Here is a 20,361-nt window from a genome sequence, read left to right on the forward strand (position 1 = left end):
ATCTGCGTAGGGTGGGCAAAGGCGCACTGGCGCCGTGCCCACCATCTATCCCCGCGGCGATGCAAATGGTGGGCACGCTTACGCTTTGCCCACCCTACGAAGTTGCCTGCTTCGGTTCACGATTCTCCAGCATTGGCAATTACGAAAGTAACGGCATTGCCTGCGACAAAGTAACCCGACGGGCAAATCAGCAAAAGTCTGTCCAGCCCTTCGCGTAAAAATATTTCCGTTGAGCCGTCGGGCAAATCAGATCTAGGACTCCCGCCATCCTGTCCCACCAGAGCAACTGTGCTGAAGTAAACCGGCGATCGGCCGGGCCTCAAGGCTGGTGCGGGGCGCGCCCCGCCTTCGGCGGCTTACGGCCTTGACCCCGTCCGCTCTCCGGTCTGTTGGCTTGGCATGCGCTCGGTCATCGACCGAGCGCGGTGAGGTGCGCTCGCTCAGTTCAGTGCGTAACGGCTGGGATCCCATTTCTGCCGTCGTGCGATCATGATGTTGAGGATGACGATGAGCTTGCGCATGCAGGCGACAAGCACCACTTTCGGCTTCTTTCCCTTGGCAATCAGGCGGTCGTAGAAGGCCTTGAGCACCGGGTTGTTCTGCGTGGCTGCGCCGAGGCAGGGCATGTAGATGGCGTTGCGGACCCAGCGGCGGCCACCCTTGATATGACGCTCACCGCGCCGATGGCCGCTATCGTCGTCGTACGGGGCGGCGCCTAATAACGCACCGGCGATCTTGTTGCTCACCTGCCCAAGCTCCGGCATCCCCGCAATGAGGTTGGCGGAGGTCGTTTCGGCGAGGCCCGGCACGCTCTCGATGATCTCGGCACGCTCGGCAAGGTGTGGCGAGGCCTTGATCTTGGCCGCAATTGCCGCCTCGAGCTTGGCAATTTCACTGACCAGATTCTTCAAGACGCGGGCATGCGTTTTCTGAACCAGTCCTGGTGCAGCATGCTCGTTTTGGCTTTGCAAGCGCGTCTTGAGATCACCCAGACCGATGCGCGCTTTCACCAGCGCCAGCAACTCCTCGCGTGCGGCATCGTGGGTCTGGCTCGGCGCCTCGGTAAATATCTCGGCGAACCAGGCGATCATCTCCGCGTCGATCACATCGTTCTTTGCCAGCCGGCCGGCCGATAGCGCGAAGCTGCGGACGCGTTTGGGGTCGACGATCCGCACCTCGACACCGGCCTGGCGCAGTAGCTTGGCCCAGTCACGCTCGTAACCGCCGCTCGCCTCCATCACAGCCCTGGTTGCCTTGTACTTGCGAAGCCAGGCCACCAGCTTGCGGTGGCCTTGTCCCGTGTTCGGACAGACCTGACGCAATGACAGCGAGCGAATGCACGCATCCACCTTGTCCTTTGCCACATCGATGCCCACGACAATGCGATCATCTTGTGCCATCATCCACTCCCTTCCTTGCTCGGTACGGGCTCGAAGCCCTTGCAACTGTTCGGGTTGAGGAAGACGCCGGAGCTGTCCCTCGCTCTGGTACAGGCTCTGTCGCCTTTGGGGCGTACGGGCTCAGTTCCAGCAACGGGCGGTTGGTCCGCAACCGCCCGTTCGCTCATTCTGCCAAATTTTTTGGACACAAGGGGCGTAGGCCATCGTCGCAAACGAGGGGCAGGGAGCGGTGGACGTAAGGCAGCGACTGACGAGCGCGGCACTTGCGTACGGTGAAATCGTTTGGGTCCGACGCCCCGATGCAGGCGTCAAGTTCGAAGGCGGCCAACGCTGCCCGAGAGCGATGGTGTCACAAAAAGCAGGGTCACCAGGACGATCTCGTATAAGCCGTAAAGCCATTGCGCAGGGAAGGCCGGAGGCTTCCGCCAAACCTGTATGCTCGTGCGCAAAATCTTGTTGCAACTATCGCGTACGAGACCGCGGGTGCGGCGCGCACCCGGTCTTCCCTGCGCCCTCTGATTTCGAGGGCAAGGTTGATTGCAAAACTTCGGGCGCATCGCGCCGCGAGAATGCTTTCTGCTGTCATCACCCGCGAAGGCGGGTGATCCAGTATTCCAGAGGCGCCGATGATTGGATTTATAGGCCGCAGCGTACTGGATCCCCCGCCTTCGCGGGGGATGACAGCTGGTGTTGTTGTATACGCCTTCTTACACCGGCAGCGCGATCGAATACTTCACCTGGCTCAGCGCAAAGCTCGACTCGATCGAGGCGATGCCGTCGAGCCGCGTCAGCTTGTTCTTCAGGAACGCCTCATAGGACGAGAGGTCGGCGGCGACGACGCGCAGCAGGTAGTCCCGGTTGCCGGTCATCAGGTAGCACTCCAGCACCTCGTCCCACTTCGAGATCGCTTTGGCAAAACGATTGAGATCCTCTTCCTTCTGCCGCGCCAGCTTGATCGAGATGAAGACGCTGACATGCAGACCGAGCGATTTCTGGTCGACGGTCGCGATATAGCGGGTGATGACGCCGCGCTGTTCCAAGAGCTTGACCCGGCGGTGGCAGGGCGACACCGACAGGCCGACCTTGTCGGCCAGTTCCTGCATGGTCATGCGGCTGTCGGACTGCAACTGGCTGAGGATCTTGCGGTCGATGGCATCGAGGGCTTGCATTGGAATGAACCCATGGTTTGAGGTCGGTTGGTGGGAATTTATCCCAATATTGGCAGGTATGTCGCGAAAATTTGAGATTTTTGGCGATGGCCCCGGCGTTAGACTTGAGCATTGCCGCACTGTCCGGAGCCTTTGCCATGCCGATCGAACCCGCACGTCTTGAATTGCTGTCCGCGCTGGCCCGCAAGGTGCTCTGGCTGTCGTCGTGGACCATCCACCACGCCAACCACATCAGGCCCAATGTCGACGGCCTCAAGGTCGGCGGGCATCAGGCGTCGTCGGCCTCGCTCGCCAATATCATGTCGGCGCTCTATTTCTCGGTGCTGCGGCCGCAGGACCGCGTCGCGGTCAAGCCGCATGCCAGCCCGGTGTTTCACGCCATCCAGTATCTGTTCGGGCATCAGAGCCGCGACAAACTGGAGAATTTCCGCGGCTACAAGGGCGCGCAATCCTATCCGTCGCGCACCAAGGACGCCGACGACGTCGATTTCTCCACCGGCTCGGTCGGCCTCGGTGTGGCGCAGACGCTGTTCTCCTCGCTGGTGCAGGATTACGTCAGCGCCCATGGCTGGATGAAGGACCGGCCGGAGGGGCGGATGATCGCGCTGGTCGGCGATGCCGAGATGGACGAGGGCAACATCTTCGAGGCGTTGCTGGAAGGCTGGAAGCACGGCCTGCGCAACACCTGGTGGATCGTCGACTACAATCGCCAGAGCCTCGATGCCGTCGTGCGCGAAGGGCTGTGGGAAAAATTCGAATCCATGTTCCGCAATTTCGGCTGGGACGTGGTCATCGTGAAATATGGACGCCTGATGCAGGCGGCGTTCGCCGAACCGGGCGGCGCGGCGCTGAAGCGCTGGATCGATAATTGCCCGAACCAGATGTATGCCGCGCTGTGTTTCCAGGGCGGCGCTGCCTTCCGCAAGCATCTGCAGGACGACATCGGCGACCAGGGCCAGGTGTCGCAACTGATCGACCGGCGCAGCGACGACGAATTGCTGGCGCTGATGTCCAACCTCGGCGGACACGACATGGCCAGCATGATCGAGGCGTTCGAGGCCATCGACCACGATCGCCCGGTTTGCTTCATCGCCTACACCATCAAGGGCGTCGGCCTGCCGATGCAGGGCCACAAGGACAACCATGCCGGACTGATGACGGTCACGCAGATGGAGAAATGGCGCGCTTCGCAGAACATCCGGCCCGGCCACGAATGGGACAAGTTCGAGGGCCTGTCGAAACCGCAAGCCGAACTCGAAGCGTTTCTGGCGGATGTGCCGTTCAACAGCGACGGCCGCCGCCGCCTGACCGCGCCTGTGATCGAGGTGCCGCAACAATTGACCTTCAAGCCGGCGGCGCAGATGTCGACGCAGCAGGGCTTTGGGCTGGTGCTCAATGAACTCGCGCGCGGCGACACCGAACTGGCTTCGCGGATCGTCACCGCGTCGCCCGACGTCACCGTGTCGACCAATCTCGGCGCCTGGGTCAACCGCCGTGGGCTGTTTGCCAAGTTGGAGAATGCCGACCTGTTCCGGCAGGAGAAAATCCCCTCGACCTTCAACTGGGATTATTCGCCAAAGGGCCAGCACATCGAACTCGGCATCGCCGAGATGAACCTGTTCATCCTGCTGTCGGCGCTCGGCCTGTCGCATTCGATCAACGGCGCGCGGCTGCTGCCGGTCGGCACGCTGTACGATCCCTTCATCCAGCGCGGCCTCGATGCGCTGAACTATGCCTGCTACCAGGACGCGCGGTTCATGGTGGCGGCGACGCCATCAGGCATCACGCTGGCGCCGGAAGGCGGCGCGCACCAATCCATTGCCACGCCGCTGATCGGCATGGCGCAGGACGGGCTGGCCTCGTTCGAGCCGGCTTTCGTCGATGAACTGGCCGTGATCATGGGCTGGGGCTTTGCGCACATGCAGCGCGAAGCCGGCGAGGGCGGATCGGTGTATTTGCGGCTGTCGACCCGCAACCTCGACCAGCCGCAACGGATCATGACGCCGGACCTGCAAGAGGACATCACCGAGGGCGCCTACTGGCTGCGCGAGCCGGGGCCGAACTGCGATCTCGTCATCGCCTATACCGGCGCGGTGGCGCCGGAGGCGATCGAGGCTACAGGCTTCATCGGCGAAAGCCATCGCGACGTCGGCCTGCTCGCCGTCACGTCAGCCGACCGGCTGCATGGCGGCTGGACCGCCGCGCGGAAACTGCGCCGCGACCGCCGCGGCGTGCAGTATCTCAGCCATATCGAAAAGTTGCTGGCGCCGTTGTCGCGGGATTGCGGCATTGTCAGCGTGATCGACGGCCATCCGGCGGCCCTCGGCTGGCTCGGCAGCGTGCGCGGCCACCGGGTCGAGGCGCTCGGCGTCGAGACATTTGGGCAAACAGGCACGATCGGCGACCTCTACCGCCACCACGGCATGGACGCCAACGCCATCATCGATGCGGCGGAAAGCCTCACCGTTGGCGCGCCGGTGCGGCATCGAAAAATGGCGGTTTAGAAAAAAGTCTCCCTCCCGGTGCGGGAGAGAGACAGTTGGTCGGGAGGAACGTCACGCCTCACTGAACGGTGTTGGAAGCCCAGACCGGCACGATCGGCTGATAGATCACGAGGTTTCCGTCATTTTGCATGACGAGGAAACTGCCGGGCTTTCCGGCCGTGTTCGAGGCCCATGCCGGTGCGTTGCTGACGTGGTAAAGGACCAGATTGCCGTCGGTCTGCATCACGGCGCGATGGACATCGGTCCCCGCGGTGCCGGTGGCCCAGAGCGCGCGGTTGTCGCTGTTTCGATAGACCACGAGGTTGCCGTCGGTCTGCATGATCAGACGAAAGCGGCCATCGCCAGAGGTAATGGATGCGTTGGTGAACAATGGTTCTCCGGGAGTCAAACGATCGGGCATTGAAAATCTCCTGAGCATCGCAATCCGAGGGTGATGTCCCGCCTGCCGGAATGAGCCAAAGCTCGCGAGCGGAAAATGGTTCGGTTCGAAAGGCGGCGACGATGCATTTCGCCGTGTGCCATAGCGTAACCGGCATGGGGGTGAATGAATGTGAAGCGGATAACACGTTTAGGTTGATTGCCCGTGGCCGCGATCACGATCCGGTGTTGCTTGCATCGCGTTGGCGACTGACCCTATATTCCGGGTCTGCCGCAACGCGGCATCCCGCATATGGCGGGTTCAATTCCGCAAGCTTTCGTGCAAGGATGGCTGCCGAACGCTTCCGTTCCCCCTACATCCGCCCCGAAATAAAGAGGTTTCCGATGGTCAACCGCATGCAATTCTACATCGATGGCGCCTGGGTCGATCCCGCCGTCAAGAAGTCCACGCCCGTCGTCAACCCGGCGACCGAAGAGGCGATGTATGACATTGCGCTCGGCTCCAAGGCCGACGTCGACAAGGCGGTCGCCGCCGCTAAACGCGCTTTCCTGACCTATTCGCAGACCAGCCGCGAGGAGCGTGTCGCCCTGCTCGAGAAGGTCATGGAGGTCTACAAGGGCCGCATGAAGGAAATCGGCGCTGCGGTGTCCGACGAGATGGGCGCGCCGCTGCCGATGGCCGAACGCCTGCAGGCCGGCGCCGGCCTCGGCCACATCGCTTCCACCCTGGAAGTGCTGAAGAACTATCATTTCGAGGAAAACATCGGCACCGCTACGGTGCTGCGCGAGCCGGTCGGCGTCATCGGCATGATCACGCCCTGGAACTGGCCGTTGAACCAGATCGCCTGCAAGGTCGCGCCCGCGCTCGCCGCCGGCTGCACCATGATCCTGAAGCCGTCTGAGTTCACGCCGTCCTCGGCATTGATCTTCGCGGAAATCCTGCATGAAGCCGGCGTGCCGAAGGGCGTGTTCAACCTCGTCAACGGCCTCGGCCCGGAGGTTGGTGCTGCCATGAGCGAGCACCCGGACATCGACATGATCTCGTTCACCGGCTCGACCCGCGCCGGCGTCGACGTCGCCAAGCGCGCCGCGCCGACCGTGAAGCGCGTCAGCCAGGAGCTCGGCGGCAAGTCGCCGAACGTCATCCTCGAAGGCGCCGACCTCACCAAGGCCGTCACCGGCGGCGTGATGCACATGTTCAACAACTCCGGACAGTCCTGCAACGCGCCGTCGCGGATGATCGTGCCGCAGTCGAAGATGAAGGAAGTCGCCGCGATCGCCAAGGCGGTTGCCGACAAGACCAAGGCGGGCGATCCGCGCGCCGAAGGCACCACCATCGGCCCGGTGGTCTCGCGCATCCAGTGGGACAAGATCCAGGCGCTGATCCACAAGGGCATCGAGGAAGGTGCAACGCTTGTGGCCGGCGGTCCCGGTCTGCCCGAGGGCGTCAACAAGGGCTTCTACGTTCGCCCGACCATCTTCGCCGACGTCACCAACGACATGACGATTGCGCGGGAGGAAATCTTCGGACCGGTGCTGACGATCCTCGGCGCCAAGGATGAAGCGGAGGCGGTGAAGATCGCCAACGACACGCCCTATGGCCTGGCCGGTTACGTCACCGGCGACACCGTGGAAAGCGCGCGCCGTGTCGGCCGCCAGATCCGCGCCGGCAACGTCAACCTGCAGGGCGTGCCCAACGACCGCACCGCGCCGTTCGGCGGCTACAAGCAGTCCGGCAACGGCCGCGAGTGGGGCAAGTACGGTCTGGAAGAGTATCTCGAAGTGAAGGCGGTCGCCGGCTATAACGCCGCGTAAATCGTCGAAACGAAAATGCAAACGCCGGGGCGGGAAATCCGCTCCGGCGTTTCGCGTTTTATCCCCCGAGCGCGCCCTGCGTATTCACGTAGAGCGCGTAGATCGACTGGCTCGCGGCCATGAAGAGGCGGTTGCGCTTGACGCCGCCGAAACAAAGATTGGCGCAGCGCTCGGGCAGCGCGATACGACCGATCATGACGCCGTCGGGCGCGTAGACCACGACGCCGTCGAGTTCGGGATCGCCCATGCCCCAGCCGCACCACAGATTGCCGTCGATGTCGCAGCGCATGCCGTCGGGCGTGCCGGGACCGGCATCGATGAAGATGCGCTTGTTGGAGATCTTGTCGCCGCCGGGCGACACGTCGTAGGCGAGGATCTTGCGGTTCGGCACGCCGCGGGACTCCACGACGTAGAGGATCTTCTCGTCCGGCGAGAAGCACAGCCCGTTCGGTCCGAGCACGCCTTCGGCGACGATCGTGGCTTTGCCGGTGGCGCCGTCGAGCCGGTAGACATTGGCGTCGATCTCGGAACTGGCCTTGTAGCCCTCGTAATTGCCGAGCAGGCCGAAGGTCGGATCGCTGAACCAGATCGAGCCGTCGGATTTCACGACGACGTCGTTGGGCGAGTTCAGCCGCTTGCCGTCGAATGAGTCGATCAGCACCGTGATCGAGCCGTCATATTCGGTGCGGGTGACGCGGCGGCCGCCGTGCTCGCAGGTGACGAGACGTCCCTGCCGGTCGCGGGTATTGCCGTTGGCGAAGTTCGACGGCTTGCGGTAGATGCTTGTGGTGCCGGTCTCCTCTTCCCATTTGAGGATGCGCTGGTTCGGAATATCGCTGCAGAGCAGGTAGCGCCCGTCGCCGAAATACACCGGGCCTTCGGCCCAGCGCAGGCCGGTGGTCAGCCGTTCCACCGCCGACAGCTTCAGCCAGTATTTCTCGAAGCGCGGATCGAGCGCATGGATCGCCGGATCGGGATAACAGGTCGCCGGACGCCAGCCGGCCGCATGAGATGATGCCTCGGACATTTGCTGTTCTCGTTGTTGTTGCGTTTCCTCGCAGTTTGGTTTGCTATCACCCCCGGCCAATGACCGCAAATCGGTCGTGCAGAAGAAACGGAAGAAGAGGAAAACAATGCCACGCATATTGATGACCGGCGCCGCCGGCGGGATCGGCACATCCTTGCGCAAGCTGTTGCCGCCGATCTATCCGGACCTCGTGCTGAGCGACCTGAAGGCGCCGGCCGATCTCGGCAACAACGAGAAATTCATGGCGGCCGATCTGGCCGATCCCGCGGCGGTCGAGGCGCTCTGCGACGGCGTCGACGGCATCCTGCATTTCGGCGGCTATTCGGTCGAGGGTCCCTGGGACGCTATCCTGCAGTCGAACATCATCGGCGGCTACAACCTGTTCGAGGCCGCGCGCAAGAAGGGCGTCAAGCGCGTGGTGTTCGCCTCGTCGAACCATGCGGTCGGCTTCTATCCACGCCACCACCGCATCGGCACCGACGTCACCGCGCGGCCGGATAGTCGTTATGGCGTCAGCAAGGTGTTCGGCGAGGCCGTCGGCGCGCTCTATGCCGACAAGTATGGCCTTGGCGTCACCTGTATACGCATCGGCAATTTCGGCGAAGCGCCGCTCGACCATCGCCGGCTTTCGATCTGGCTGAAGCCGGAAGACCTGGTGCAGCTCTGCCGGATCGGGCTCGACCATCCCGACATTCATTTCGAGGTGCTCTACGGCGCCTCCTACAACGAGCGCGGCTGGTGGGACAACCATCGCGCCTACGACCTCGGCTACCGGCCGACCGGCCGCGGCGAAGACTTTCGCGAGCATGCGATGGCCGAGCAGGCCAAGCTCAAACCCGACCCGGTCGGCGATTTCTACCAGGGCGGCGCGTTCTGCAGCATGGAGTTCGCGGGCGACAAGAGCAGGATCGTGGACTGGAAGAAGTAGCGGTCATTCCGGGGCGATGCGCAGCATCGAACCCGGAAGTTCGAGATTCCGGGTTCACGCGAAGACGCGTGCCCCGGAATGACGATCACTCACACGGTGGCAGATTGGCTGAGCGCTTCGATCGTTCCTTCAGTTCGTCGCTGCTCATCTCGGCAACCTTCGGCGGCCCGCCAGCCGGGCCATCGAAAGCTTCCGCGAAACCTGCGAGCGCAAACGGAAGGCTGACAGTTTGATGATCGCGCGTCATCGCCTCGACGCTGATCGCGCGCGCATGCTTCAGGCCTTCAATGAAATCGGTGTCGATATCCAGCTTGCCGCGGCAGCCTAGTTCCCCGCAGTTCGGATCAGGAACCGCGATCGGAACGCCCTGATCGATGCGGACGGCAAGCGTGCCGTCGAGCATGCGCTTCGTCACCAGATTGACCGACAGGCTTCGCTGTTTGCCGTCGCGGATCCAGACCGCGATGCCGCCACCGGAAGGCTGACACGCGCCCTTCGCGCCGGACGAAATGAAGCAATCCGAATTGCCGTCGGGCCGATTGACGCAAATCTTGGCCCAGGGCTGATAGGTGAGTTGCGTGGCCCTTGGGTCGCTGGCGGCTTCGGCGGCGCCACATCCGGCACGCGCCGCGATCACTGCCGACAACACCAGCGCGCGTTTCATGAATGGGTTCATCGCTCGACCGATGCTGATCTTACGGATTCTTGTTATCCGCGATGCGGTCGAGATAATCAGACTTGCTGAACTGCATGTGATCGACGCAGAGCTGCGCCAGCGCCCAGCTGTCGCGGCCTTTCAACAGCTCGATCATCAATTCATGCTGGCGGCGGGATAAAGCGAGCCCTTCCTTGTCGGCGAGATTCTTGGCCCGCATCGGCAAGGTCAGGTTCATGTAGTCCTGCAGCGACCGTACCAGATAGGGATTGCCGCAGGCCGAGAACAGCGCGACATGAAACGCGTCGTTGGTCTCGTGAATGCCGCGCAGATCCTGCGCGTCGGCCCTCGCGCAATATTGCCGCTGCAATTCGCTCAACTGGTCGATCAGGCCCGTCGGTGCGGGCAGCGCGATCATCAGCGCGGCCTGCCGCGTCAGCATCTCCCGCACCTCGTAGATCTGCCGCACTTCCTCGGCCGAATAGAACCGCACGGTGGCGCCGATATTTTTCTCGCGCAGTACGATGCCCTGGCGCTCGAGCTGGAACAGGCCCTGGCGCACGAAATGCCGGCTGGCGCCGTAGCGCGTCATCAGCGTGTCCTCGACCAGCCGCGAACCCGGCGCGAAGCGGCCGAAGATGATGTCCTCCTCCAGGCGGCGAATGACTTCCGCCTGTTCCTCCTCGCGCGTCAGCGCGGAAGCGTCGCTCACTGAGTCCTGTGGCTTCATCGCAAAGCCTCCCAGCCGGACAGCCGATAGCAATCCTCGACCAGACGCAGTGTTTCGAGATTGTCCTGCGGCGCGGTCTCGAACGGCGTGTTGTCGTGTAACGATGTCACGAAATGCGCGATCGTCCGATTGTAGGAGCCCTGATACTCGACGGCGAGATCGTAGACCTGCTCCCCCGGCGACGCGCCGGAGCAGACGAGCCGCGCTCCGTCGAGGCTGATCGCGCCCTTGTCGCCGAGAATCTCGAGGCGGTCGACCTGGGCGGCCGGATGGCCATGCGCGGCAAAGCTGGCGAAGACCGAAACGGCAGCGCCATTGCCGGTCTCAAGCTGGATCACTGCGCCGTCCTCGCCCATGAGCTGGTCGCTCGATCGCGACAGCCGCGCCGCCGTCACGCGCAATGGTCCGAGCAGCATGCGCAGCGTATCGAGATGATGGATCAAGACTTCCGCAACCAGCATGCGCCGTTCCCCGCGCATGAAGGGCTGCCGCTCCAGCGCCGGGCAGAGCCCGTCGGGGCCCGGCAGCACGCCCGAAGTCAGCAGCGTGAGTTGCGCCTGCCTGATATTGCCGATGCGGCCTTCGCGCAGCCACGCGGCGGCGTCGCGGTAATAGCCGCGAAAGCGCCAGTTCTCGTGCACCATCAGCCGGGTCTGATGGGCGACCTCGGCGGCGAGGTCGGCAGCTTCCTGCAAATTGGGTGCGAGCGGCTTCTGGCACAGCACCGGCAGTTGCTTGCCGGCTGCGAGCCGCACCAGCGGTGCGTGCATCTCGCGCGGGGCTGCGATATCGATGGCGTCGAGGTCAGTTGCCGCCAGCATCGCCTCGGCGCTGGGGTAGGTCTGCGCGATCCCGAATTCGCCGGCGCGCCGCGCGGCATTGTCCGCGGAGGGATCGGCGACCGCCACGACGCGGGCTTGATCTGATAGGGTGGCCCAGGCGATCAGATGGTGGCGGCTCACCATGCCGGCGCCGACAAGGCCAATGCGCAACGGCTGGTTCATGGTCGCTCACTTCCGATCATCGCTGAAAATCAGCACGTGCGGGCTTTATTGTCAATAATACCGGATTATTGGTGTGCGATTTGCGCAGATTTGCCGCCGAATATCAAATATTGACAATAATTCCGCGGACTCCTTTAGTGCTCACAGCACGAAGACAGGGAATACCGAGATGGCCGACGACGGACTTCGCAAGGGATTGGCGAGCTATGGCGACGCCGGATTTTCGCTGTTCCTGCGCAAGGCCTTTATCAAGGCGATGGGCTATTCCGACGACGCGCTCAACCGCCCGATCGTCGGCATCACCAATACCTACAGCGATTACAATCCCTGCCACGGCAACGTGCCGCAGATCATCGAGGCCGTGAAGCGCGGCGTGATGCTGTCGGGCGCGATGCCGATGGTGTTTCCGACCATCTCGATTGCCGAAAGCTTCTCGCATCCGACCTCGATGTATCTGCGCAATCTGATGGCGATGGATACCGAGGAGATGATCCGCGCCCAGCCGATGGACTCCATCGTGGTGATCGGAGGTTGCGACAAGACCTTGCCGGCGCAGATCATGGCGGCGGTCTCTGCCGACCTGCCGACCGTCGTCATTCCGGTCGGGCCGATGGTGGTCGGGCATCACAAGGGCGAGGTGCTCGGCGCCTGCACCGATTGCCGGCGGCTGTGGGGCAAATACCGCGCCGGTGAGATCGACGACGTCGAGATCGAGGCCGTCAACGGCCGGCTGGCGCCGTCGGTCGGCACCTGCATGGTGATGGGCACCGCGAGCACCATGGCCTGCATCACCGAAACGCTCGGCCTGTCGCTGCCGATGAGCGCGACCATACCGGCGCCGCATGCCGAACGGTTTCGTTCCGCGGAAACGAGCGGCCGGGTTGCCGCCGCGATGGCGATCGCGAAGGGGCCAAAGCCCAGCGAATTTCTGACCGCATCGTCGTTCCGCAATGCGCAGGTGGTGCTGCAGGCGATCGGTGGTTCGACCAACGGGCTCATTCATCTGACCGCAATCGCCAACCGCACCAAAAATCGCATCGATCTCGCAGCCTTCGACAAGCTCGGCCGCGAAGTGCCTGTCCTGATCGACCTGAAGCCATCAGGCGAGCATTACATGGAGCACTTCCATCATGCCGGCGGCGTGCCGAAGCTGATGGCGCAGCTTGGCGATCTCCTCGACCTCGATGCCAAAACCATCACAGGTGCGACGCTACGCGATGTCGTCGCCGGCGCCGAGGACGTGCCGGGGCAGGACGCGATCCGCCCGCGCAACAATCCGATCAAGCCGGAAGGCGCGATGGCGGTGCTGCATGGCAATCTCGCCCCGCGCGGCGCTGTCATCAAGCATTCGGCGGCGAGCCCCAAATTGCTGCAGCACACCGGCCGGGCGGTGGTGTTCGAGTCGGTTGAAGACATGACGCTGCGGGTCGACGATCCCGCGCTCGATGTGACGGCCGACGACGTACTGGTGCTGCGCAATGCGGGACCGAAGGGCGCGCCCGGCATGCCTGAAGCAGGATACCTGCCGATCCCGAAGAAGCTCGCGCGCACGGGCGTCAAGGACATGGTGCGGATCTCGGATGCGCGGATGAGCGGCACGGCGTTCGGCACCATCGTGCTGCACATCACGCCGGAATCGGCTGTCGGCGGCCCGCTGGCGCTGGTCAGGAACGGCGACATGATCCGCCTCGATGTCGCAAAGCGCAGCATCGATCTGCTCATTGACGATGCCGAACTGGGAGAGCGCCGCGCGGCGCTGGCGCCGCCGACGACGCCGGACTGGGCCAGGCGCGGTTATGCGCATCTGTTCAACGAGACCATCCTGCAGGCCGACGAGGGCTGCGACTTCGATTTCATGCGCGGCGAAGGGAAGTAGGCGGCACTTCGACATCCATCGCCGTCATGCCCGCGCATGCGGGCATCCAGTATTCCAGAGTAGCCAAAGTTTAGCCGAGACGCTCCGGCGTACTGGATCGTCCGCCCCAGTGCGCAATCGCGCACAAGGCGGACGATGACACCTGTGTGAATGTAGCCATCGCGCTCCTCCGCGATAATCACCACCCATCTCGCAGATGCGTTGCGCCTTGTTCGATTGACAATCGAACGATGCCGATGGGATGATCAAAAGAAAAACAGCATCAAAAAATCATGAGGGGGAGACGATGGACAGGCTGAGAAGCGTGCTTGGTGCGGTCGTGGCCGCACTCGTGATGACGACCGCAAGCGCCGGTGCGCAGGAGGTGAAGCATTATCGCTTCGCCTACGATCAACCGAAGTCGACCGGTTACGGAATTCTCGGCGATATCTTCAGCGACAAACTGAAGGCGCTGAGCAAGGGCACCATGCTGATCGACCAGTATCCGGGGGCGCAGCTCGGACAGGAGCCGCAGGTGCTGCAGCTCGTCAAATCCGGCGACGTCGAGTTCTGCATCTCGTCATCAGCCAATGCCGCGACGCTGTCGCCGCAGGCCGGCGTGATGTCGATGCACTTCCTGTTCCGCTCCGAAGCGCACCTCATCAAGGCGATCGCGGATCCCGAAGTGTCCAAGGCCATGAAGGCGATGATCGCGGACACCGTGCAGGGCGCCCGCGTCATCGCGCTGTCGACGCTTGGCTTGCGCAGCATGTATTCCAAGCGCGAGATCAAGAAGATCGACGACATGAAAGGTCTCAAGGTGCGGGTGCAGGCGACGCCCACCGAGGACACCATGTTCCCGGCCTACGGCGCGCAGATCGTGCACATGCCGTTCGGTAGCGTTTACACCTCGCTGCAGACCGGCGTGATCGACGTCGCGGAAAACGGCGTCAACGTCTATCTCGCCAACAAGCACTATGAAGTGGCGCCGGTGCTGTCGATGACCGAGCACGAGGCCAACAACAGCCTGGTCTGGGTCAGCGACAAGCTCTGGAACAGCCTCTCGCCGGAACAACAGGGCTGGGTGCAGGGCGCTGCCGACGAGGTCAACAAGACCCAGCCCGCCAAGGCGATCGAGCTCGAGCATCAGTCGCAGGACAAGCTGAAGGCGATCGGCGTCAAAGTGGTCACCGATGTCGACAAATCGGGCTTCGTCACCATAGCCGATCCCTATCTCGACAAGCTTGCCAAGGACCTCGGTCCGCACGCCGAGAAGGTCAAGGACCTGATCCGCGCCATCAAGTAAGGCTCTCTGCGGAATTGTCGATAATCTGATGCCTTCGGGGTGATGAACTGCCGCATCTCCCCGAAATGTCGTTACTTTATTGACAATCTTGCGGCCTTGATGGGATGATCGAGAAAATCAAAACAGGGGAGCGCGGGATGGCCAATCGTAGGATGTTCTTGGGTGCGGCGGTCGCCGCGGCTTCGGTGATGTTGGCCGCAAGCGCCGGCGCCCAGGAGGCGAAGCATTACCGCTTCGCCCACGATCAGCAGCTCAACACCGGTTACAGCGTCGCCTACGACATGTTTTCGGCCAAGCTCAAGGAACTGAGCAAGGGCACCATACTGGTCGATCAATATCCGGGCGCGCAGCTCGGCCAGGAACCGCAGCTCCTGCAGCTGGTGAAGTCCGGCGACATCGATTTCGCCATCGTCTCGTCGGCGAATACCGCGACGATCTCGCCGCAGGCCGGCGTGATGTCGCTGCACTTCCTGTTCCGCAGCTCCGATCATCTGGTCAAGTCGCTGGCCAATCAGCAGGTGATCGACGCGATCACGGCGATGATCGACGAGACCGCGCAGGGCCTGCACGTCATCGCTACCGGCTCGCAGGGTGTGCGCAGCATCTACAGCAAGAAGGAAATTCATAACGCCGGCGACATGAAGGGATTGAAGATCCGGGTCCAGGCGACGGCGACCGAGGATGCGATCTTCCCGGCCTACGGCGCCCAGACCGTGCATATGCCGTTCGGCAGCGTCTACACCTCGCTGCAAACCGGCGTGATGGATGCCGCCGAGAACAGCGTCAACGTCTACCTCGTCAACAAGCATTACGAGGTGGCGCCGGTGCTCTCGATGACCGAGCATGAAGCCAACAACGCGCTTTTGTTCGTCAGCGACAAGCTGTGGCAGAGCCTTTCCGCCGACCAGAAGCAGTGGGTCAAGACCGCTGCGGCCGAAGTCAGCGCCAAGGAGCCGGCCAAGGCGTTCGAGCTCGAAAAGGCGGCGGCCACCAAGCTCAAGGGATATGGCGTCAAGATTGTCGAGGACGTGGACAAGAAAAGCTTTGCGACCATCTCGGATCCCTATCTCGACAAGCTCGCCAAGGAACTCGGCCCGCATGCGGAGAAGATCAAGAATCTGATCCGAGGGATTAATTAACTGCTCCATCCGCGTCGTCCCGGCCTTAGTGCGCAATTGCGCACTTGGCGCCGGGACCCATACGCCGCGGCCTTTCGATAAGACGAACAGGTCGCCGTGTTCTTTGGACGTCACGCGTCGGTGGCCATGGGTCCCGGCGTTCGCCGGGACGACGAGAGAGCTTGATCCGGGACAGAGAGTCTAACCGATGGCTATCGCCGACAAACTGGTGCTGCAGCGGCAGCGTCACCTGAAATGGCAGGCGTTCGACCGGCTCGAACTGGTCCTGATGGTCGTCTGCGGCATTCTGTGCTTCGGGTTTTCGCTTTCGGTGACGGCCGACATAGTCACGCGGACCATCGGCCATCCCTGGCTCTGGCTGCAGGAAGCCACCTCCACGCTGTTCATCTACGCGATCTTCATCGGTGCGGCCGTCGCCACCCGCCGTAACGATCATCTGTATCTGACCGCGGTCTCCGAAGCGATGCATGGCACGCCGCGCACGATCGTCGAGGTTCTCATTCGGATCGTGGTGCTCGGCGTGTCAGCCTGCCTGATCTGGTTTGGCTACATCAATTATCTCCGGGGATTCGGAAGCTTCCGGCTGCCGTCCGGCACGCCGATCGCTTCGCTCTACGCGGCGATTCCGTTCGCCGGCGTGTTGATCGCGCTGTTCACGGTGGAGCAACTGGTCAATGGCGTCAGGAACGGGTTCGACCATCCCGAGCCGCCGGAGGAAGACCGCGATATTCCGCCCGTCGAGGTCAGGCCTGAGACGAGGGCACGCCCGTGAGTGCACCGGTCATTCTCGGTCTGATGACGTTCTGCTTCCTTTTCTTCGGCTATCTCGGCGTGCCGGTGCCGTTTTCGCTGCTGGCGGGCGTGTTCGTCGGCGCCATGCTGACGGACGTTTCGCTGGCGGCGATCATCCAGAAGGTGTTTGACGGCGTCGATTCCGAGGCGCTGCTGGCGATACCGTTCTTCCTCTTGGTCGGCGAACTCATGAGTTCGGCCAATGTGGTGGTGCGAATAGCCAATCTGTCGCTGTCGCTGGTCGGCCACATCAGGGGCGGGCTGTCGCAGGTCGTCGTCGTGTTCTCGATGTTCTTCTCGGAAATGTCGGGATCGACCACCGCCGACGTCGCGGTCATGAGCCGTGCGCTGGGCGGCCCGATGAAGCGGGAAGGCTACAGTCCCGCCTTCATTGCCGCGATCATCGCCTCCGCCTCCACCATCGCTGCCCTGGTGCCGCCGAGCATCACGGCGGTGGTCTATGGCGCAGTCGGCAACGTCTCGATCGCCGGGCTGTTCATGGCCGGTGTGGTGCCGGGCCTGATGATCGGCTTCGGCCTGATGATCTACTGCTATTTCTTCGGGCCCGTCGGTACGCGCAAGCCGCGGGCGCCGTTGCGCCAGGTCGTGTTCGCCGCCGGCGACGCGGCGCTGCCGCTGATGATCCCGGTAATCCTGCTCGGCGGCATCCTCACCGGCTATTTCACGCCGACGGAAGCCGGCGTCGTCGCCGTGATCTGGATCATCGCGGTGGTGATCCCGGCGCTCAATCGCAAGCATTTCAGGAACATTCCCTACGATTTCTGCCTCGCCGGGCTGATCTTCTCGCTGCCGCTGATCACCATCGGCGCCGCCAATGCCTTCGGCTGGATGCTGGCCTATCTGCGCGGCGCCGCTGTGATCGCCGACTGGATCACCTCGATCGCGGGCAACGACCCGCATCTGATGATGCTGCTTTTGGTGCTGCTGTTCACGGTGGTGGGCGATTTCATCGAACCGGTGCCGACCATCATCATTTTCATGCCGCTGGTGAACACGCTGACGCAGGCCGGCGACATCAACGGCGTCCATATGGGCGTGGTGCTGATCGCCACGCTGGCATTCGGGCTGATTACGCCGCCTTACGGGCTGGTGTTGCTGATGGCGTCGAAATTCGTCGGTGTGCCATTTGCGAAGGCGTTACGCGCGGCGCTGCCGATCTATGTCGTATTCCTGGTCACCATCACCTTCACGATCTATTTCCCGAAGGTGGTGCTGTGGCTGCCGAAGCAGGTGATCCCGGAGTCGGTCGGGTGCTTCAAGTCTCCGGCGGGGACGAGTTATATCTGCCCGAACACGTGACAACATTTGCGTCGTCCCGGCGAACGCCGGGACGACGAAGGGTCACTTCCCCTTGCTGGTGAATTTCTTCACTGCAACACGGAAATCATCGGTGTGCATGGCGTCGATGATCTTGGCTTCCTCGGCGTCGAGTTGCTGCTTCGTCGGCGTGACTGCGGCCTGATAGACCAGCGATTTGGTGCCGGCGATGGCGGCCGGCGGGTTCTGCGCCAGCCGTTCGGCGAATTTTCGGGTCTCGGCCTTGAGTTCGGCTGATGGTACGACGCGCGCGACCAGGCCCCATTCGTAAGCCTGCTTTGCGGTAAAACTGTCTTCCGCTAGGAACAGCTGCAGCGCGCGGCGGGTGCCGACGGTGCCGACGATGCCCACGGTGCTGCCGCCATCGGGCGAGACGCCGATCTTGGCGTAGGCCGGGGTGAAACGGGCATCGTCAGCGGCGATGCAGAGGTCGGTAATAAAAGCCAGCCCCATGCCGGCGCCGGCCGCCGAGCCGTTGACGCTGGACAGCACGATCTTCGGCATCCGCCGCACCGTCTCGATGAAGGCGTGGTAATGCTTCAGCAGTTCCCCGACCACGGGGGCGATATTGTCGGCTGCGGCTGCGGCGCCGATGGTCTGCAAATCGCCGCCGGCGGAGAAGGCGCGGCCTTCGCCCTCGATCACCAGCACCCGGATATCGTCATTGCCCTCGACCTCGGCGCCGAGCTGTTCGAGCTTTTGCGCAATCGACAGATCAATCGAGTTGAAGGCCGCGGGCCGGTTGAGGGTGATGGTCGCGATCGGACCTTCAATCCGGAGCAAAGCGGGGTCTGCGGTATGATCGGGCATTTGCAAGTCCTCGCGCGGGGAACGGCAGCCGGGGCATTTAAATCGCAGAAGGGCAGGGGTGACAATCCCCGGCGGGGTCTGCAAAATTATCACGTTTTTGGGCAGAGATGCCCTTGCGTCTCGTCGAACCATGAGGCCAGATAGGGCTCGCCATCGTCTAGGACGCGGACACGAGCGCCGCTGTTCAGCGATTGGACGAGCAAGCCAACATCGGTAGAACAAGGATTCGACATGGGTTATTCCTGTGCCCTTGCAATTGGGTTGCCGCGATGAGTTCAGGCCCGATCATCATCGCCGGCGCCGGCCATGCGGGCTTTCAGCTTGCGGCCTCATTGCGCCAGAACGGCTTTTCCGAACGCATCGCGCTCGTAAATGACGAAGGCCATCTGCCGTATCAGCGGCCGCCGCTGTCCAAGGCCTACTTGAAGGGAACCGGCGGACCGGACACCCTGATGTTCCGGCCCGAAAAATTCTATCATGACCAGCACGTCGATCTGATCACGGACCGCGCCACCTCGATCGATCGCAACGCGCGCAAAGTCTCGCTCGCCTCGGGCGCGTCGCTGGACTACGGCCACCTGGTGCTGGCAACGGGGGCGCGCAATCGCCTGCTGGATATTCCGAACGCCAATCTCGATGGTGTGCGCTATCTGCGGACGCTCGACGACAGCGAGGCGCTGCGGCACCGGATCGCCTCCGGTCAGCATGTCATCGTGATCGGCGCCGGCTTCATCGGGCTGGAGTTTGCCGCAACGGCGCGGGCCAAGGGCCTCGAAGTCGACGTGGTCGAACTCGCCGCGCGGGTGATGGCGCGCGCGGTGACGGCGGAAATCTCGGAATTTTCCCAATCGCAGCACGCCGCCGCCGGCATTCGGATTCATTTCGGCGTGCAGGTCACCAGCATCGAAAGCGACGGCGGCAAAGTGACCGGCGTCAGCCTCAGCGACGGCCGGCATATGCCGGCGGATCTCGTGGTGGTCGGTGTCGGCGTCCTGCCCAATGTCGAACTGGCAGCGGAGGCCGGCCTGCCGGTGGCGGCCGGCATCATCGTCGATGAGCAGTTGCTGACCGCGGATCCAAACATTTCGGCGGTCGGCGATTGCGCGCTGTATACGAGCCCGCGGTTCGGTGGCTCGTTGCGGCTGGAATCGGTGCAGAACGCCACCGATCACGCGCGTTGCGTCGCGGCGCGGCTGACCGGCGATGCCAAGCCCTATGACGGCCTGCCGTGGTTCTGGAGCGATCAGGGTCCCGACAAGCTGCAGATGGTGGGCCTGACCACCGGTTACGACCAGGTCGTGGTGCGCGGCGATCGCGGGGCAGGAGCCTTCTCCGCCTTCTGCTACAAGGCCGGACATCTGCTCGGCATCGAATCCGTCAACCGCGCCGGCGATCACATGTTCGGCCGGCGTCTGCTGGCCGCCAATCGTTCGATCACCCCGGAGCAGGCGGCCGATGCCAGCTTCGATCTGAAGGGCGCGCTGACCTAAAGCTGGCGCGGTGCCGGCCTC

Annotated in this window: 17 protein-coding genes; 9 read left to right on the forward strand and 8 right to left on the reverse strand. The window is 63.0% G+C overall.

Features of this window, described 5'->3' with window-relative positions:
• Nucleotides 1-440 precede the first annotated feature (440 nt).
• Both BLS26_RS29010 and BLS26_RS29015 read right to left on the reverse strand, forming a co-directional pair.
• Nucleotides 441-1,403, reverse strand: coding sequence for an IS110 family transposase (locus tag BLS26_RS29010; protein ID WP_092509475.1), 963 nt, complete (start codon nucleotides 1,401-1,403; stop codon nucleotides 441-443).
• Nucleotides 1,404-2,107: 704 nt separating this feature from the next.
• Nucleotides 2,108-2,569, reverse strand: a complete 462-nt coding sequence (locus tag BLS26_RS29015; RefSeq protein ID WP_092515924.1) for an Lrp/AsnC family transcriptional regulator — start codon at nucleotides 2,567-2,569, stop codon at nucleotides 2,108-2,110.
• Between the two features lie 137 nt (nucleotides 2,570-2,706).
• Here BLS26_RS29015 and BLS26_RS29020 point away from each other — a divergent pair, with 137 nt between their 5' ends.
• Nucleotides 2,707-5,073, forward strand: coding sequence for a transketolase (locus BLS26_RS29020; RefSeq protein WP_092518750.1), 2,367 nt, complete (start codon nucleotides 2,707-2,709; stop codon nucleotides 5,071-5,073).
• Between the two features lie 58 nt (nucleotides 5,074-5,131).
• Here BLS26_RS29020 and BLS26_RS29025 read toward each other — a convergent pair whose 3' ends face one another.
• Nucleotides 5,132-5,473 carry a lectin gene (locus BLS26_RS29025; RefSeq protein WP_157676614.1) on the reverse strand — a complete coding sequence of 114 codons (342 nt, stop codon included), beginning with the start codon at nucleotides 5,471-5,473 and terminating at the stop codon, nucleotides 5,132-5,134.
• A 362-nt stretch (nucleotides 5,474-5,835) separates the two neighbouring features.
• On the opposite strand from BLS26_RS29025, the gene BLS26_RS29030 reads away from it, so the two are divergent.
• Nucleotides 5,836-7,266, forward strand: coding sequence for an aldehyde dehydrogenase family protein (locus tag BLS26_RS29030; protein ID WP_092515926.1), 1,431 nt, complete (start codon nucleotides 5,836-5,838; stop codon nucleotides 7,264-7,266).
• Between the two features lie 58 nt (nucleotides 7,267-7,324).
• Here BLS26_RS29030 and BLS26_RS29035 read toward each other — a convergent pair whose 3' ends face one another.
• Nucleotides 7,325-8,293, reverse strand: a complete 969-nt coding sequence (locus BLS26_RS29035) for an SMP-30/gluconolactonase/LRE family protein (RefSeq protein WP_092515927.1) — start codon at nucleotides 8,291-8,293, stop codon at nucleotides 7,325-7,327.
• Nucleotides 8,294-8,399: 106 nt separating this feature from the next.
• Between BLS26_RS29035 and BLS26_RS29040 the strand changes: the two genes are divergently transcribed.
• Nucleotides 8,400-9,221, forward strand: coding sequence for an NAD(P)-dependent oxidoreductase (locus tag BLS26_RS29040; protein WP_092515928.1), 822 nt, complete (start codon nucleotides 8,400-8,402; stop codon nucleotides 9,219-9,221).
• 85 nt (nucleotides 9,222-9,306) lie between these two features.
• Here the strand turns inward: BLS26_RS29040 and BLS26_RS29045 are convergent, their stop codons facing one another.
• From BLS26_RS29045 to BLS26_RS29055, 3 genes are read right to left on the reverse strand one after another with little or no spacing between them, the layout of a single operon-like run.
• Complete coding sequence (locus BLS26_RS29045) at nucleotides 9,307-9,885, reverse strand: invasion associated locus B family protein (protein ID WP_157676615.1); 579 nt, start codon at nucleotides 9,883-9,885, stop codon at nucleotides 9,307-9,309.
• 31 nt (nucleotides 9,886-9,916) lie between these two features.
• Complete coding sequence (locus BLS26_RS29050; RefSeq protein ID WP_092515930.1) at nucleotides 9,917-10,606, reverse strand: GntR family transcriptional regulator; 690 nt, start codon at nucleotides 10,604-10,606, stop codon at nucleotides 9,917-9,919.
• The gene (locus BLS26_RS29055) at nucleotides 10,603-11,610 is read right to left on the reverse strand and encodes a Gfo/Idh/MocA family protein (protein ID WP_092515931.1); all 1,008 of its coding nucleotides are present in this window, start codon (nucleotides 11,608-11,610) and stop codon (nucleotides 10,603-10,605) included. The genes BLS26_RS29050 and BLS26_RS29055 overlap by 4 nt, the downstream gene beginning before the upstream one ends.
• A gap of 169 nt (nucleotides 11,611-11,779) precedes the next feature.
• Here BLS26_RS29055 and BLS26_RS29060 point away from each other — a divergent pair, with 169 nt between their 5' ends.
• The 5 genes from BLS26_RS29060 to BLS26_RS29080 all read left to right on the forward strand — a co-directional run bounded on the left by BLS26_RS29060 (nucleotide 11,780) and on the right by BLS26_RS29080 (nucleotide 18,022).
• Entirely contained in the window at nucleotides 11,780-13,486 is a 1,707-nt protein-coding gene (locus BLS26_RS29060; protein ID WP_092515932.1) for an IlvD/Edd family dehydratase, read from the forward strand.
• 286 nt (nucleotides 13,487-13,772) lie between these two features.
• Nucleotides 13,773-14,771 carry a TRAP transporter substrate-binding protein gene (locus tag BLS26_RS29065; protein ID WP_092515933.1) on the forward strand — a complete coding sequence of 333 codons (999 nt, stop codon included), beginning with the start codon at nucleotides 13,773-13,775 and terminating at the stop codon, nucleotides 14,769-14,771.
• A gap of 137 nt (nucleotides 14,772-14,908) precedes the next feature.
• Nucleotides 14,909-15,910 (forward strand): TRAP transporter substrate-binding protein, encoded by a 1,002-nt coding sequence (locus BLS26_RS29070; RefSeq protein WP_244541723.1) that lies wholly within the window; start codon nucleotides 14,909-14,911, stop codon nucleotides 15,908-15,910.
• A 187-nt stretch (nucleotides 15,911-16,097) separates the two neighbouring features.
• The gene (locus BLS26_RS29075) at nucleotides 16,098-16,682 is read left to right on the forward strand and encodes a TRAP transporter small permease (protein WP_092515935.1); all 585 of its coding nucleotides are present in this window, start codon (nucleotides 16,098-16,100) and stop codon (nucleotides 16,680-16,682) included.
• Complete coding sequence (locus BLS26_RS29080; protein WP_092515936.1) at nucleotides 16,679-18,022, forward strand: TRAP transporter large permease; 1,344 nt, start codon at nucleotides 16,679-16,681, stop codon at nucleotides 18,020-18,022. Before BLS26_RS29075 ends, BLS26_RS29080 begins: the two co-directional genes overlap by 4 nt.
• A gap of 42 nt (nucleotides 18,023-18,064) precedes the next feature.
• Here the strand turns inward: BLS26_RS29080 and BLS26_RS29085 are convergent, their stop codons facing one another.
• Nucleotides 18,065-18,850 (reverse strand): enoyl-CoA hydratase/isomerase family protein, encoded by a 786-nt coding sequence (locus BLS26_RS29085; protein WP_172804724.1) that lies wholly within the window; start codon nucleotides 18,848-18,850, stop codon nucleotides 18,065-18,067.
• Between the two features lie 269 nt (nucleotides 18,851-19,119).
• On the opposite strand from BLS26_RS29085, the gene BLS26_RS29090 reads away from it, so the two are divergent.
• Nucleotides 19,120-20,340 (forward strand): NAD(P)/FAD-dependent oxidoreductase, encoded by a 1,221-nt coding sequence (locus tag BLS26_RS29090; protein WP_092515938.1) that lies wholly within the window; start codon nucleotides 19,120-19,122, stop codon nucleotides 20,338-20,340.
• Nucleotides 20,341-20,361: the final 21 nt, after the last annotated feature.

It is taken from the genome of Afipia sp. GAS231 (assembly GCF_900103365.1).
Lineage (GTDB): Bacteria > Pseudomonadota > Alphaproteobacteria > Rhizobiales > Xanthobacteraceae > Bradyrhizobium.